General features: G+C 57.2%; 14 protein-coding genes. 10 read left to right on the forward strand and 4 right to left on the reverse strand.

Annotated elements, in window-relative coordinates; genetic code table 11:
* The first annotated feature begins 253 nt into the window (after nt 1-253).
* Nucleotides 254-1,597 carry a DRTGG domain-containing protein gene (locus tag DFP98_RS09225; RefSeq protein ID WP_116060298.1) on the forward strand — a complete coding sequence of 448 codons (1,344 nt, stop codon included), beginning with the start codon at nt 254-256 and terminating at the stop codon, nt 1,595-1,597.
* Nucleotides 1,598-1,605: 8 nt separating this feature from the next.
* Here DFP98_RS09225 and DFP98_RS09230 read toward each other — a convergent pair whose 3' ends face one another.
* From DFP98_RS09230 to DFP98_RS09240, 3 genes are all read right to left on the reverse strand, one after another.
* Nucleotides 1,606-1,905 (reverse strand): YtpI family protein, encoded by a 300-nt coding sequence (locus DFP98_RS09230; RefSeq protein WP_116060299.1) that lies wholly within the window; start codon nt 1,903-1,905, stop codon nt 1,606-1,608.
* A gap of 252 nt (nt 1,906-2,157) precedes the next feature.
* Nucleotides 2,158-2,658 carry a sporulation membrane protein YtrI gene (locus DFP98_RS09235; protein ID WP_116060300.1) on the reverse strand — a complete coding sequence of 167 codons (501 nt, stop codon included), beginning with the start codon at nt 2,656-2,658 and terminating at the stop codon, nt 2,158-2,160.
* Between the two features lie 7 nt (nt 2,659-2,665).
* Nucleotides 2,666-2,992 carry a YtrH family sporulation protein gene (locus tag DFP98_RS09240; protein WP_116060301.1) on the reverse strand — a complete coding sequence of 109 codons (327 nt, stop codon included), beginning with the start codon at nt 2,990-2,992 and terminating at the stop codon, nt 2,666-2,668.
* Between the two features lie 171 nt (nt 2,993-3,163).
* Between DFP98_RS09240 and DFP98_RS09245 the strand changes: the two genes are divergently transcribed.
* Together DFP98_RS09245 and DFP98_RS09250 are read left to right on the forward strand one after the other, a co-directional pair.
* The gene (locus DFP98_RS09245; protein WP_116060302.1) at nt 3,164-6,844 is read left to right on the forward strand and encodes a DNA polymerase III subunit alpha; all 3,681 of its coding nucleotides are present in this window, start codon (nt 3,164-3,166) and stop codon (nt 6,842-6,844) included.
* Nucleotides 6,845-6,875: 31 nt separating this feature from the next.
* Nucleotides 6,876-7,610: an alpha/beta hydrolase gene (locus tag DFP98_RS09250; protein ID WP_116060303.1), complete on the forward strand. Its 735-nt coding sequence runs from the start codon at nt 6,876-6,878 to the stop codon at nt 7,608-7,610.
* 66 nt (nt 7,611-7,676) lie between these two features.
* Here the strand turns inward: DFP98_RS09250 and DFP98_RS09255 are convergent, their stop codons facing one another.
* On the reverse strand, nt 7,677-8,276 hold the full coding sequence (locus DFP98_RS09255) for a hypothetical protein (RefSeq protein ID WP_116060304.1): 600 nt from the start codon (nt 8,274-8,276) through the stop codon (nt 7,677-7,679).
* A 308-nt stretch (nt 8,277-8,584) separates the two neighbouring features.
* Here DFP98_RS09255 and DFP98_RS09260 point away from each other — a divergent pair, with 308 nt between their 5' ends.
* The 7 genes from DFP98_RS09260 (at nt 8,585) to ppk1 (ending at nt 15,820) form a co-directional block, all read left to right on the forward strand.
* Entirely contained in the window at nt 8,585-8,773 is a 189-nt protein-coding gene (locus DFP98_RS09260) for a glutamate decarboxylase (protein WP_116060305.1), read from the forward strand.
* A 93-nt stretch (nt 8,774-8,866) separates the two neighbouring features.
* Nucleotides 8,867-9,733, forward strand: coding sequence for an acetyl-CoA carboxylase, carboxyltransferase subunit beta (gene accD, locus DFP98_RS09265; protein WP_116060306.1), 867 nt, complete (start codon nt 8,867-8,869; stop codon nt 9,731-9,733).
* Nucleotides 9,723-10,688: an acetyl-CoA carboxylase carboxyltransferase subunit alpha gene (locus DFP98_RS09270; RefSeq protein ID WP_116060307.1), complete on the forward strand. Its 966-nt coding sequence runs from the start codon at nt 9,723-9,725 to the stop codon at nt 10,686-10,688. The genes accD and DFP98_RS09270 overlap by 11 nt, the downstream gene beginning before the upstream one ends.
* 45 nt (nt 10,689-10,733) lie before the next feature.
* The gene (pyk, locus tag DFP98_RS09275) at nt 10,734-12,488 is read left to right on the forward strand and encodes a pyruvate kinase (RefSeq protein ID WP_116060308.1); all 1,755 of its coding nucleotides are present in this window, start codon (nt 10,734-10,736) and stop codon (nt 12,486-12,488) included.
* A 127-nt stretch (nt 12,489-12,615) separates the two neighbouring features.
* Entirely contained in the window at nt 12,616-13,083 is a 468-nt protein-coding gene (locus DFP98_RS09280; protein WP_116060309.1) for an acyl-CoA thioesterase, read from the forward strand.
* A gap of 28 nt (nt 13,084-13,111) precedes the next feature.
* A complete protein-coding gene (locus DFP98_RS09285) occupies nt 13,112-13,516 on the forward strand; it encodes an FxsA family protein (RefSeq protein WP_116060310.1) in 405 nt (134 codons plus the stop codon).
* A gap of 219 nt (nt 13,517-13,735) precedes the next feature.
* Nucleotides 13,736-15,820 (forward strand): polyphosphate kinase 1, encoded by a 2,085-nt coding sequence (gene ppk1 / locus DFP98_RS09290; RefSeq protein WP_116060311.1) that lies wholly within the window; start codon nt 13,736-13,738, stop codon nt 15,818-15,820.
* Nucleotides 15,821-15,826 lie beyond the last annotated feature (6 nt).

The raw sequence follows: 15,826 nt of genomic DNA on the forward strand, positions 1-15,826 counted from the left end.
CCTTTTTTGAAGAAATGATGGATAACGCGTCATTTCTACAATAAAGGAGCTTTAATGCGTTTGGCTACGAGAAAACAATCATAATATTCCTTATACAGGTAATTATGGAGATCGTTTTTTTCATGTTAGGTTTGATGCATGACTAGTGTATTGTACTACGTTACTGCCTATTGGCAAATGATAGAAACGCTCGATCCCGGATAATTTATGCAGGAAGATTAAATGAAGACCGGGGATGAGGAAGGGGTCTGAAATGGTCAGAAACGATAATCATCCGAACGAGCTGACGAAGCACGAGCAGCTTCTGCAGCATATTCGCGAGCTGCCGATCGGCACGAAGATTCCGGTTCGCCAGATGGCGAAGGAGCGGGGAGTGTCGGAGGGGACGGCTTACCGTGCCCTGAAGGAGGCCGAGCAGCTCGGTCTCGTCAGCACGAAAGAGCGGATCGGCACCGTCCGTGTAGACAGGAAGAGGCGCGGTCATCCGGAACAGCTCACGTTCGCGGAGGTGCTGGAGATCGTGCAGGGCAGTCTGCTGGGCGGCGAGGAAGGTTTGGACAAGACGCTGCACAAATTCGTCATCGGCGCGATGGAGATCGACCAGATGGCCGGCTATATCGACGCGGGCAGCCTGCTGATCGTCGGCAACCGGGAAAACGCCCACCGCATTGCGCTGCAGCAGGGAGCGGGCGTTCTGGTCACCGGAGGATTCGGAACCAGCGAGGAAGTGAGAAGATTGGCCAACGAGAGACGGCTGCCGATTCTCACCTGCCGTCACGATACGTTCACCGTCGCATCGATGATCAACAGAGCGATGTACGATCAACTGATCAAACGCAAAATTATGATTATCGCCGACCTGATGGAGCCTTCGGCCCGAAACGGTGCGCTGAAGCTGTCGTCCACCGTCGCCGACTTCGTAAAGCTGAGCGAACAGACGGGGAGCAGCCGTTTTCCCGTTACGGACGAGTGGAACCGCGTTGTCGGGATGATTACGTTTAAGGACGTATCCGGCTCTCCGACGAACCAGACGCTCGATAAGCTGATGACGAGGCGGCCGATGACGGTTACGCTCAATACGCCGGTCGCGTCGGCGGCCCATCGGATGGTATCGGAAGGGATCGAGCTGTTGCCCGTCGTGGACAGGCAAAGAAAGCTGGTCGGAGCGATCAATCGGGGCGAGGTGCTGCGGGCGATGCAGTTCGCCAATCGACCCGCCCACCTGGGCGAGACGTTCGACGCGCTCATGTGGGGCGGCTTCGCGGAGCAACGGGACGAGGAGAACAGGCTGCAGTACGCGGGATTGGCCACGCCGCAGATGTCGGGTCCGCTCGGCACGATCTCCGAGGGGGTGCTGACGTCGTTAATGCAGCAGGCGGCCAGCCGGGCCGTCGAGGATCTGCGTAGAAAAGAGTATGTACTGGACAATATGACGACGTACTTCCTGCGCCCCGTTCCAGTGGATGCGAGCATTTCGATCGTTCCGCGGATTATCGAGGCGAGCAGAAGGTATGTGAAGGTAGAGGTGGAGGCTCTGCTGGACGGCGAGGTGGTCGCCAAAGCGATGCTGGCCGCCCAGACGATCGACCCTTCCTGATCGCCGGTTTACTGGCGCATCAGCCGGGTAAAGTGGGAGTGATTGCGCAGGCCGGCGAACAGGTTGAATAAGCCGAGCAGGAGGAACGCGGCGCCGACTATGACTCGTACCGAAGAGCCGGGGAACATGAACATCTGAATGAGGGCGATAAAGATCAGCATCAGCCCCATGCTGATGTTCATTCGGGAGGCGTACAGTCCGCGAAGGCGTCCGTCGCTCGCGCGGCGGGAACGGAAGCTGTAGAACGCGGAGAAAAAGACCGTTACGACGACCAATATTCCGAATAACCATTGAAGCGCGTTGACCATGACGAAGAAGCAGCTCCTTTTGAACGTTGCGATACCTGCAGAGGTAGTTCATAAAGTCAAAGCTTGATCGCGAAGCCGAATCAGGAAGCGGATTCGTCATCGAAGCTTGAACTTTCTGAACGCGCACTTATATTCTAGGGCGTGTATGCAAACCTACTATCCTCGGAGTATACATACACGCCCTAGCATTGTACCACAAACGCAGGCTTCTTCCGACATGACTCGCATATGCGCGTACGGCCCGAACTCGGACTATTTTCCGGCCAAATGCTTTTTCGCTTCCACCCATACCTGAAGCACGCCGTCGACGACAAGCATCGTGCGGATCGTCACATCGTAGTTCTGGCCTTCGATCTGATCGTACACCTTTGTGTTAAGCAGCTTTCTGGCGAAGGTGGAATCGGTGTTGATCATATAAATGCTGCGGCCAATGAAGATGTCCAGATCCTCCTTTAACCGCTTCTTCAGCTCTTTTTCCGTCAGGATATCGACCGTCTCCGCATCGTTCGGCTCGTGAATAAAGATGGCCACGATGCTTCGTATGACGTTTTCCTTGCGTACCTGATGCGCCATTTCCAAATCTTTGCGCAGCGAGTCCGCTTGCTCCTTAAGCTCGTAGTTTTCCAGAATGATCTGGTCGACGATATTGTTTTTGAGGGCGCTGTAGACGGCGCTGCCGACGATCATGCCGCATACGAAAAAAGCCATAACCTGCATGAACTTCTGGAACCGGTCGAACGAAGGGATCCGCACAGACCGATCACCCCCCGTTGTTATGCAGCCATTGAATAAGCTCGACGCCCATATGCGCGCCAAGGAAAGCAAACAGGATGTAACCGATCTGCTGCATGGCCGGGGAGAGGTAGCCGACCAGCATGTGAGACTCGATGACCCGGATCGGATCGATCGTGCCACCGACTGCGGCGACGAGTGCCCATATTTTTAAATTGCTGGCGACCTGCAGCATTTTCTCCTTGGGCGGAGTAAACAGAAATACCGATCCCATTCCCGCGAGCAGCGCTCCTCCGAGCACGACGCCGAAGGCGATGAAGAAGCTGAAAGCCGCTTTCGTGAAAAACTCGTCCATGTCCATCCCCCCGACCGCATTCGCCTGGCGGCTTCTGCGGTTGATTGTTCTCTTTCATATCTATGGGACTGGCAGGGGCGCTTATGATACAATAATAAACGGGAATGCTCGAACGTGTGTTTGGGACACGGGTTTGGGAGAGGAAGAATTTCGGAAAAGAGGGGGATTATCATGTGCGATTTCGTCCACCTTCACGTTCATAGCGAATACAGTCTGCTGGACGGCGCCGCCCGGATCAAGGAGATGGCGGCCAAGGCGGCGGAGCTGGGCATGACCTCGCTGGCTCTGACCGATCACGGCGTCATGTACGGGGCCGTACCTTTCTATAAAGCGTGCGTTGAGCGCGGCATCAAGCCGATAATCGGCATGGAGGCCTACATAACTGCAGGCTCAAGGCATGTCAAGCAATCGCGCAAGGAGCAGCCGATCTATCATCTGACGCTGCTGGCGCAAAACGAGACGGGCTACCGCAACCTGATGAAGCTGACGACAATCGGGCATCTGGAAGGGTTCTACTATAGACCTCGCATCGATTATGAGGTGTTGTCGGCTCATTCGGAGGGCGTCATCTGCCTAAGCGGCTGCATGAGCAGCGAACTGTCTAAACGGCTTGAGGAAGGCGACTACGACGCCGCGAAGGAGCTTGCGCTGCGCTATCGGTCGCTGTTCGGAGAAAACTATTATTTGGAGATTCAGGATCATGGGCTGCTCGAGCAGAAGAAGATTACCGCAGGAGTGATCCGGCTGTCCGAGGAGCTGGGCATTCCGCTCGTCGCGACCAACGATTCCCACTATATTTGCGAGGAAGATCATTCCCTTCAGGACGTGCTGATGTGCATCGGCACGGGCAAGACGATGGACGATCCGGAGCGGTTCAAGATCGCCACCGACCAGTTGTACATGAAGAGCGGCGAAGAGATGTCCTCGATGTTCCGGCATGTGCCGGAGGCGATCGCCAACACGGTCAGAATCGCCGACAGCTGCTCGCTGGAGCTGGAGTTCGGGCGGCATATTTTGCCGAAGTTTTTTCCGCTCCCTGAGGGCAGTACGGTAGGGCGGCATTTGGCCGAGCTCTGTGCCGAAGGCTTGCGCGCGCGCTACGAGGGGACCGAAGAATGGTCGGACCCGGATTTCCGCACGGCGGCTGCCGAGCGGCTCGACTACGAGCTGCGCGTTATCGGAGAGATGGGGTTTGACGATTATTTCCTGATCGTATGGGATTTCATTAGGTTCGCGCACGAGCACGGCATCGTGACCGGGCCGGGCCGCGGTTCGTCCGCGGGCAGCCTTGTCGCGTACGTGCTGAACATCACCGATGTCGATCCGCTGAAGTACAAGCTGCTGTTCGAGCGGTTTCTGAACCCCGAGCGGGTGACGATGCCGGATATCGACATCGATTTCAGCGACGAGCGGCGCGACGAGGTCATCCGCTACGTCGTCGGGAAATACGGAGCGGAGCACGTCGCGCAGATCATTACGTTCGGAACGCTGGCGGCGCGAGCGGCTGTTCGGGACGTCGGCAGAGTCATGAACCTGCCGTACGGTGACGTCGACAAGGCGGCCAAGCTGATTCCCGGCATGCCGGGAATGTCGATCGAGCGGGCAATGCGCGAAAGCCCGGATTTCAAGGCGCTGGCGGAAGGGGCGGGCGATGCGAGCCGGCTGATCGCGATGGCGCGCAGAGTGGAAGGGATGCCCCGCCACGCCTCTACGCATGCGGCGGGCGTCGTGATCTCCTCCGATCCGCTGACCGACTATGTGCCGCTGCAGGAAGGGACGGAAGGGGTACCGCTGACGCAGTATTCGATGGAGCATCTTGAGGCGATCGGCCTGCTGAAGATGGATTTCCTCGGGCTGCGGACGCTGTCGATCATCGAGCGGGCGCTGGCGTCGATCCGCGAGCAGACCGGCCGGGAGCTGCGCTGGCAGGAGGTGACCTACGAGGACCCCGCGACCTACGAGCTGATGGGGCGCGGCGAGACGACGGGCATCTTTCAGCTCGAGTCCACCGGCATGCGGCGGGTGCTCAAGGAGATGAAGCCGTCCTCATTCGAGGATATCGTGTCCGCGGTCGCGCTGTACCGCCCCGGCCCGATGGAGTTTATCCCGCAGTTTATCCGGGCCAAACACGGTCAGGTGGAGGTAGAGTACCCGCACGCCAATTTGCAGGAGATACTTGCCGATACTTACGGCATTATCGTCTATCAGGAACAGATCATGCAGATCGCTTCGGTCATGGCCGGCTTTTCTCTCGGCGAGGCGGATTTACTGCGTCGCGCAGTTTCGAAAAAGAAACGCGAGGTGCTGGACGAGCAGAGGAAGCATTTCGTCTCGGGCAGCTTAAAGCTGGGCTACAACGAGCAGGAGGCGAACGGCGTATACGATCTGATCGTGCGCTTCGCCGATTACGGTTTCCCCCGCGCTCACGCTGCCGCCTACGCGGTGCTCGCCTTCCGGACGGCCTATCTGAAAGCCCACTATCCGGTCGCGTTTATGGCGTCGATGCTGACGGCCGTCGTCGGCAACCAACGCAAGACTGCGGAGTACGTGGACGAATGCCGCCGTATGGGAATCGCCGTGCTGAAGCCCGACGTCAACGAGAGCGGCGTGCTGTTCTCGCCGGCGGCGAGCGGGGACGCCATCCGCTTCGGGCTGGCGGGCGTGAAGAACGTCGGCACGCAGGCAATCGAGAGCATCATGCGAGAGCGGGCCGACAGGCCCTATGAGAGCTTGAGCGATTTTTGCCGCCGTATCGATCCGCGTACCTGCAACAAGCGAGTCATTGAATCGCTTGTGCAGGCGGGAGCGCTGGAGTCGATGCCGGGCCATCGCGCGCAGCAGCTCGCGGCGCTCGAGCCGACGGTTGCGGCCGCGGCGCAATGGCGCAAGGAGCGGGAGGAGCTGCAGATCGAGCTGTTCGATTTCGAGGAGACGCCGAACTGGAACGTGGAGCTGCCTCCCGTTCCGCCCTATTCGCAAACGCAAATGCTAGAGCTTGAGCGGGAGCTGATGGGATTTTATCTTTCCGGCCATCCGCTTGACGCTTACGACGAGCTGCTGGAAGAGCTGAAGATCGAGCGGCTTGTAGATATCGCCGAGTTGGCGGACGGGGCGACGGCGTTTACGGCGGGAATGATCGTCTCGCTCAAGCCGTTCGTTACGCGCAAAGGCCAAGCGATGGCGTTTCTGGAAATCGAGGATCGGATTATGGGAACGGAGCTGGTCGCTTTTCCGTCCGCATGGGCGAAAGCGTCCTCGTTCGTCAAGAAGGGCTCGCTCGTCTTCGTGCGGGCGAAGGTGCAGCATGGAGATGAAGATTACAAGCTGCTTGCGGACGATATTCTGCCGCTGGATGCTCAGGATTTGAAAGCGCAGGCGGATAGGCTGCGGCGGTTGGGACAACGCTTTGCCGGAGGCTCCGGCAGAGGCGGCGACCGCGCCGCGCCGCCGGGGGGGCCGTCCGCCAGGGGGCCGGAGGCGGCGAGAGCGGGCCCGACAGCGGCGGGAGGAACGGTTCGGGCCGGGAATGCGCCGCCATCGTCGCGGTCGCCGAGCGCCGCTCCTGCAGCGTCTCAGGGAGCTGCAGCGCGGCGAGCGGCTGCTGCGTCGTCGGAAAGCGCCGCGTCGCAGCGCGTCTATATTCTGATCGACGCCGGGCATGAGAAGCCGGCGACGCTGATCCGCCTCAAGCTGCTGCTGAAGGCGCATCCCGGCGCTCTCCCGACGATACTCCGCTACGAGCAGGCTCGCCGCACCGTAGCCTTGAGCGACGAATACAGCGTCGATCCTTCGACAGAGCTTGTCGAACAGTTGGAGAAGCTTCTTGGTGCGGGCACAGTGAGGGTTAAGTAGTTCAAATTGGCGATAAGAGAGGGAAAATCAAATGGCATTGCTTCAGTGCAATTTCGTTTCCGAAACGTTGGAGATTTCGGCTTCCATGAACGTGATTATTCCGCAAGGGGAGAAACGCCGTCCGCTTAAGACGCTGTATTTGCTGCACGGCTTGTCCGACGACCACACGATCTGGTGCCGGAGAACATCGATCGAACGCTATGCGGATGCGTACGGCATCGCCGTCGTTATGCCTGCCGTCAACCGCAGCTTCTACGCGGATATGGCGCACGGGGCGAAGTATTGGACGTTCGTCAGCGAGGAGCTGCCACGTTTGGCGCGCTCGTTCTTCCCGTTGTCCGATCGCAGGGAGGACAACTTTGCGGCAGGGCTTTCGATGGGCGGGTACGGCGCGCTGAAGCTCGGTCTCTCGCACCCGGATCGCTTCGCGGCCGTGGCCAGTCTGTCCGGAGCCGTCGACGTCAACCGTCTCGTCGCCGAGGGATTCGGCGGAGACATTAAAAACATCGTCGGAGACACGAATTCGGTAGTGGGCACATCTATCGATCTGTTCGCTTTGGCGGAGCGGGTTGCGGACCAGTCGGGCTCGCCTTTGCTATATCAGTGCTGCGGCACGGAGGATTTCTTGTACGAAGACAATATCCGCTTCCGCGACCACTGCCGCAAGCTCGGGCTTCCGCTTACCTACGAGGAGGAGCCGGGAGACCACGAATGGGGCTACTGGGATCTGAAAATCCAGAAAGTACTAAGCTGGCTCCCTTTATAGAGGCTGTTCATGACCTAAGAGACTATGCTTGACTCATCTGTTTACAAGTTATGGGTAATTGGATCGTCAAGGCATGACCCGTTCGCACACATGAGCGCCCCCTTGTGATGAGACTTTTTGGTGCGGGTGATGCGCGAAAATGGAGCTGGGGAGCGGCGAATAGGTCCGCGAGACGGTCTTAAGCAGGGCGCCGGAGCCGGCGAACGTCGAATAAGTCCGCGAGACGGTCTTAAGTGCGCTTCCGGAGCCGGCAAGCGGCGAATAAGTTCGCGAGAGGGTCTTAAGCGCGCCGCCGGAGCTGGGGAGCGGCGAATAAGTCCGCGAGACGGTCTTAAGCGCGCCGCCGGAGCTGGGGAGCGGCGAATAAGTCCGCAAGACGGTCTTAAGCGCGCTTCCGGAGCCGGCAAGCGGCGAATAAGTCCGCGAGAGGGTCTTAAGCGCGCCGCCGGAGCTGGGGAGCGGCGAATAAGTCCGCGAGAGGGTCTTAAGCGACCCGCCGGAGCTGGCGAACGTCGAATAAGTCCACGAGAGGGTCTTAAGCGCGCTTCCGGAGCCGGCGAACGTCGAATAAGTCCGCGAGAGGGTCTTAAGTGCGCCGCCGGAGCGGGGGAGCGGCGAATAAGTCCGCGAGAGGGTCTTAAGCGCGCCGCCGGAGCCGGCGAACATCGAATAAGTCCGCGAGAGGGTCTTAAGCGACCAGCCTCGGTGCCGAAAATCCGACTTTTTGAACTTATTTTGAACGGTAGTTCATAAAGTCCGATTTTGACTGCGCAACAGGCCAGGATGCAGATTCCGCATCGAATCTTGAACTATGCCGGATCTTCCGGTAGACGGCGGCAGCCCGGGCTATGCCCTGAGCAACTATCCGCATCTGCCGCTTCTCGGTTGCTAGTGTTGCGGAATCTGTGCTATGATTTCCATATTGCCTGTCTTGGTTTTTCATTGAATGCTTAAGAAATTGGGGGTACCGCATCATGTGGACGGTCATCTACATCGCACCGACCGCTAAGATCGCCGACAGAATTCAGAAGCGACTTACCGATGAAGGGTTTCTCGTACAAGTACGCCCCATAAACTTAACGAAACCGCAATACGAGATATTGGTTCCATCCGGCGAGGTGCGGGAAGTAGAAGAGGTATTAGGCAGCATTTTGCACCTGTAATTCAGTACGATACCCATAGAGGTTGTTCGAATGGGCCCGGTTGTCGGGCTTTTCGAACGCGGGCCCCGCCATTATCGCTTGTGAGGTGTCGCTGTGTTCAAGGATCTATTTCAGAAGAAAAAATACGCCGTCGTTCCGTCGGAACGCACGAAGAGGGATATTCCCGAAGGGCTGATGAACCGCTGCCCGAAATGCGGTCAAATCCAGCTCAGCAAAGAGTTGGAGAAGAACTTGAAAGTGTGCTCCGGCTGCGGACATCACTATCGGTTAAACGCCTGGGAGCGCATCGCGATGACGCTCGATGAGGGGCGTCTTTTTGAGATTGATGAGAATCTGATCTCCGAGGATCCGCTGAACTTCCCGGGTTATGCGTCCAAGCTGGAGCAGCAGAAGGCGAACTCCGGATTAAAGGATGCGATCATTACCGGTGAAGGCGAGATCGGAGGCTTCCCCGTTGTAATCGGCGTTATGAGCTTCGATTTTTTCAGCGGAAGCATGGGCTCCGTCGTTGGCGAGAAAGTGACGCGCGCCATCGAGAGAGCTACGGAGAAGAAGCTGCCGCTTATTTTCTTTTCCACCTCGGGCGGCGCACGGATGCAGGAGAGCATTCTCAGTCTGATGCAGATGGCCAAGACAAGCGCAGCGCTTGCCAAGTTCCAGGGACAGGGCGGATTGTTCATCTCGGTGTTCACCGATCCGACGCTGGGCGGCGTGTCCGCAAGCTTTGCCAGTCTCGGCGACTACAACTTCGCCGAACCCGGAGCGATCGTCGGTTTCGCCGGCCGCATCGTTATCGAGCAGACGATTCGCCAGAAGCTGCCGGACAACTTCCAGACCGCGGAGTTCAACCTGAAGCATGGACAATTGGATAAGGTTGTTCCCCGCAAGGAAATGAAAGCCATTCTGACCAAACTGCTAGATATGCACGCGTGGAAAGGAGAGCCGGCCGATGTCAAGTGAACTGCCCTTTGAGAGGCCGCTCGCCGAATTACGCAAGAAGATAGACGAGCTCAAGCAGTTCGGAGCCGAGAAGCAGATCGATTTCACGGACGAGATCTCTCGGCTTGAAGAGCGTTACAAACAGCTGGAGTCCGAGGTTTACGAAGGTTTGAGCGCGGCTCAGATTATGCACATGGCCCGCCATCATCAACGTCCAACCTCTTTGGATTATATTCCTCTTATTTTTACCGATTTTATCGAGCTGCACGGAGACCGGGTTTTTGCCGACGATCTGGCGATCGTCGGGGGCTTGGCCAAGCTGAACGGCGTTCCGGTGACGATTGTCGGACATCAGCGCGGGAAAGATACGAAGGACAACATTCAACGTTTTTTCGGCAGTCCCCACCCCGAAGGGTTCCGCAAGGCGCTCCGCTTCATGCAGCAGGCGAATAAATTCGGCCGCCCAATCATTACCTTTATCGACACGAAGGGCGCTTATCCCGGCGACACCGCCGAGGAACGCAACCAATCGGAGGCGATCGCCCGCAATCTTAGCGAAATGGCGATTTTTGGCGTGCCGATCCTCTGCGTCGTCATCGGCGAGGGCGGAAGCGGCGGCGCGTTGGCGCTGGGCGTCGGAAACCGCGTGCTAATGCTGGAGAACGCGATCTACTCGGCTATTTCTCCGAACGGAGCCGCGTCGATTCTGTGGAAGGACGCATCCAAAGCCGACCAGGCAGCGGAAGCGATGAAAATCACGGCGAAAGATTTGCTCGAGCTAGGCGTCATCGAAGAGATCATTCCGGAGCCGCAAGGCGGAGCGCATCGGGACAAGGCTACGCAAGCCGAGTCGATCAAAGAGGCGCTATGGCGCAATTTGCAGGAGCTCAGCAAGCTGACGCCGGATGAATTGAGGGAAGACCGGTACCGGAAGTTCCGCAAAGTCGGACGTTTTGGCACCGCAGAGCTGGAATAGCTCTCCATATAAGCAACTTGGATAGATAACGGAGGAAAAGAAATCATGCGTAAAACAAAAATTGTTTGTACGATCGGACCGTCCAGCGAATCGCTGGAAAATACGAAGAAGCTCATCTCTGCGGGGATGAACGTCGCCCGGCTGAACTTCTCGCACGGAGACTATGAAGAGCACGGCAACCGGATCAAGGTGATTCGTCAAGCTTCCCAAGAGCTGAACAAAACCGTCGCGATCCTGCTCGACACGAAAGGGCCGGAAATTCGTCTTGGCAAGCTGAAGGAAGAGCCAATCGACCTCGTACAGGGAGAATATATTACCCTTACAACGGAAGAGATCCTCGGCGACATCAACCGCGTTCCGGTTACGTACAAGGAATTGCCGTCCGACGTTAGCGTCGGCGCGACGATTCTGATCGACGACGGTTTGATCGGCTTGACGGTACTCGACATTCAAGGTACGGAAATCAAATGTCAGATCGTCAACAGCGGCCAGATCAAGAGCAAGAAAGGCGTTAACGTTCCCGGAGTGGCGATCTCCATGCCGGGCTTGACGGAGAAGGACATCAGCGACATCAAATTCGGCATCGAAGTCGGCGTCGATTTCATCGCGGCTTCCTTCGTTCGCCGCGCCAGCGACGTGCTTGAAATCCGCGAATTGCTGGAGCGTCACGACGCTCGCCACATTCACATCATCTCCAAGATCGAAAATCAGCAAGGCGTAGACAATCTCGATGAGATTTTGGAAGTGTCGGACGGCCTGATGGTTGCCCGCGGTGACCTTGGCGTTGAAATCCCGGCGGAGGAAGTGCCGCTCGTCCAGAAGCAGATGATCGAGAAGTGCAACCGCGCCGGCAAGCCGGTCATTACCGCTACGCAAATGCTGGATTCCATGCAGCGCAACCCTCGTCCGACACGCGCGGAAGCTTCCGACGTCGCCAATGCGATCTTCGACGGCACCGACGCGATCATGCTGTCCGGCGAAACCGCGGCGGGCAAATACCCGGTGGAATCCGTACAGACGATGTCCCGCATCGCCGAGAGCGCGGAATCTGCACTGCATTACCGTGAAATTTTCACGAAGCAAGCGAACGCCCAGCAAACGTCCGTAACGGAAGCGATCAGCCAAGCGGTAGCCAATTCCGCGCTGGATCTCGAAGCGAAAGCGATCGTTACTTCGACGGAGAGCGGTTATACGGCGCGCATGGTTTCCAAATACAAGCCGAAATCTCCAATCATCGCCGTAACGCCGGTCGAACAGGTGCTTCGTCGCCTGCAGCTCGTCTGGGGCGTTATTCCGGTGAAGGGCGTGTCTGCGTCCACGACGGACGAAATGTTCGAAATCGCGGTACAAGGCGCTTTGGAGAGCGGCCTCGTTCGTCTGGGGGACACGATCGTTATTACGGCTGGCGTGCCTGTCGGTCGTTCCGGAACGACGAACCTGATCAAGATCCACAACGTCGGCGAACTGATCGCCAAAGGGCAGGGCATCGGCTCGCAGAGCACGACTGGCAAAATCGTAATCGCAAGTTCTCCTGAAGAAGCGATCAGCAAAATGACGTCCGGCGCGATTCTTGTAGCTCCGTCGACGGACAAGGAGTATATGCCGGCTATCCAGAAGGCGGCTGCAGTTATTACGGAGTGCGGCGGCATTACGTGCCACGCGGCGGTTGTAGGGCTTAACTTGGGAATTCCTGTTATCGTCGGTGTGGACAACGCAAGGAAGCTGCTGGAAGACGACATGGAAGTGACGCTGTATGCCGAGCATGGCGTCATCTACTCCGGTCAAGCCAAAGTAATGTAAGCAACTTAACGCATGATTATTTCCCTGCGGCTTAGCCGCAGGGGATTTTTGTATACAAGTGAAACCGAGAGGCAAGATTCAACGTATCGAATTTTATCGGCAGTCCGCCTGAGAAGGAGCAAACGATGTGGCCAAATGGTTTTTGCACCCGCTGAGGGTAAGGTATCAAGAGACGGACCAGATGGGAGTCGTCTATCACGTCAATTACTTAAACTGGTTCGAGATCGGCAGAACGGAATGGGTGCGCAGGGCCGGCATCTCCTATCGGGAAATGGAAGAACGAGGTTTGCTATTGCCCGTGACCGATATGGAAGCCTCCTTTAAGCAGGCGGCCCATTACGACGAATGGATCACCGTGTGCACGCGGGTAGCGGAGATGACAAGCCTTCGCGTCGGATTCGAATCGAGAGTGCTCGCGGGCGACCTGACGGAGAGTCTGGGAGCCGAGTTTGAAGGGGAGGAGCCTCCGGGCGTTCTGCTCGTCAAGGGCGGCACTCGCCACGTATGGGTGAATAAGGAGTGGAAGCCGGCACGATTCGCTCGGGAAGCTCCGGACTGGTATGATAAAATGGCGGCATTAGCGGAACTAAAATAGGTTAAACGCGAAAAGAAAGGTGAGGGCTATGCAAAGAAAGCTGCTGACCATTATCGTGCTGGCGATTCTGATCGAGATTTGGGGCGTATATATGATGGGCCGTTGGATCGGAGGCTTCTGGACATTCGGGCTGCTGCTTGCGACAAGCTTGCTTGGCGCCTACCTGATTCAGACGGAGGGCCGCAAAGTATGGCAACAGGCTCAGCAACAGATGCAAAGCGGGCAACCTCCGGGACATACTTTGCTTGAGGGGCTGTGCGTGCTCGCGGGCGGCATTTTGCTTATCGTCCCGGGTTTTATTTCGGATATCGTCGGTTTGACGCTGCTGTTTCCCCTGACCCGTCCATTATATCGGCTGTATATGTACCGCTGGCTTGAACGCCTTGTGCGCGGAGGCAAATTCACGATCTATCGCGGGCCAAACCGCTGGTAGACGCGCGCAGACAGGCATTCGGGCGCCTAACGCTCGATGCGAAAAACGCGAAGCCGGCTGTCGATAGCCCGGGTTGCGAGAATTTCTCTGACCTGGGTCGAACTCATTTCACATTGCGTTAACGGAACGTTGATCTTCCGTTTACATTCGACCAACATAATGAAGGAAACAAGTCGGCGCAGCAGTTGGTCGCTGGCATTTTGAACAGGGGGAAGCGGATTGTCTAGCGTCAAGAAGTACATTAACCGCGATTTGAGCTGGCTGGAGTTCAATAGAAGGGTGCTCGAGGAAGCAGAGGACGCAGGAACTCCTCTTCTGGAGCGACTGGGGTTTCTGTCGATCGTGCAGAGCAACCTGGATGAATTTATGAGCGTAAGAGTGGCGGGATTACAGGCTCAGAGCAAAGCCGGCTACGCGAAAACGGATTTTACCGGCTACACGCCGCAAGGACTGATCAAGCGGCTGATGAAACGGAGCGTCCGAATGGTGCGGGAGCAGTATCGGACTTATCGCGAGCTGCTGCGGTTACTGGCTAAGGAAGGCGTATCGCTGTCGACTTACGCAGATTTGAACGACGATCAGAAGCTGGCGCTGACAGAGTATTTCAAACGTATCGTTTATCCGGTCCTGACCCCGATGGCGGTCGACCAGAGTCGTCCGTTTCCTCTCGTTCATAGCAAGGAATTGTACTTGGCGGTTGTGCTGAAGGGGGAGCAAGGAGAGGAAGACGAGGAGGATTCCACCTATTGCGCGATCGTTCAAGTGCCGTCGATATTGGCTCGCACGGTCGTCGTTCCCGGACGGAGAAACAGCCGCAAGCTGATCTACCTGCTGCTGGAGGACTTGATTAAAGAGCATATCGGCCTGCTGTTCAGCGGCTATCGGGTGGAGGCGGTTCATGCCTTTCGCGCGACGCGCAACTCCGATTTGACGCCGAATGAGGAAGGCGCAGAGGATTTGCTGCAGGAGATCGAGAAGGAGCTGCGTCGACGCCAGAGGGGATTGCCAGTCAGGCTGGAGGCGGAGAAGGGAATTCATCCCGACGCGCTGGAGCTGCTGCAGGACGAGCTGGAGCTGTCCGAGGCTTTCATCGACGAGATCGACGGACCGCTCGACCTGGGCTTCCTGTCCAAATTCGTCGCGGCTCTGCCGAATTACGATCATCTCCGCTATCCGAAGTACGAGCCGGTCTATCCGGAGGAATTCGATGATACCGACGATATTTTGCCAATACTTAGGGAGAGAGACGTGCTTGTTTACCACCCTTACGAATCGTTCGAGGTCGTCAACGACTTTGTGCTGGAGGCGGCCGCCGATCCGAACGTTCTGGCGATCAAGATGACGCTGTACCGCGTCAACGTCAACTCTGTGCTGATCAAGGCGCTGTCTCAAGCGGCGGAATCCGGCAAGCAGGTGACCGTCGTCGTGGAGATTAAGGCGAGGTTTGACGAGGCGCGCAACATCGCATGGGCGCGACAGCTCGAAAAATCGGGATGTCATGTCGTCTACGGCTTGGTCGGATTAAAAACGCACGCGAAAATTACGCTTGTCGTGCGCAAGGAAGCCGATACGCTGAGAAGATATGTGCATGTGGGAACCGGGAATTACAACGAGAGCACGTCCCGTTTCTATACGGATGCGGGGCTGTTCACGAGCCATCCCGATATCGGAGCGGATGCGACGGCGCTGTTTAACGAAATGACCGGCTATTCTACGCCGCATCAGTGGTCGGCCTTCGCCGTCGCTCCGGTTGGCCTGAAGCCGAAGCTGTTCGAGCTGATCGACCGCGAGATCGCGAGCGCGAAGAACGGATTGCCGGCCCGGATTGTGGCGAAGATGAACTCGCTCTCGAACCAGTCGATCATCGACAAGCTGTATGAGGCTTCCCAAGCAGGCGTACAAATCGAGCTGATCGTAAGAGGCGTGTGCTGCCTGCGCCCCGGAGTGCCGGGGCTGAGCGACAACATTCGGGTGATCAGCATCGTCGATCGTTATCTTGAGCACGCGAGAATTCTCGCCGTCGCCGCGGAGGGCAATGAAGAGGTCTATATTACAAGCGCGGATTGGATGACCCGCAATTTGAATCGCAGGGTGGAGTTGATGTGCCCGGTATACGACAAAGGGCTTCGCCTGATGCTGATGAACCTGCTGCAGATGAACCTTGCGGATAACGTCAAGGCGAGGGAACTGCAATCAACGGGCTCCTACGTGCGGGTGTCGAACGATCAAACGCCGCTGCGCAGCCAATTCGAAGCGGCGGATATTCCGCTTTGGAAATCGATTGCGGCGGCGTTCGACAAATAAGCTGGT

Origin of the sequence: Cohnella phaseoli (assembly GCF_003386235.1) — a bacterium.
Classification (GTDB): Bacteria; Bacillota; Bacilli; order Paenibacillales; family Paenibacillaceae; genus Cohnella; species Cohnella phaseoli.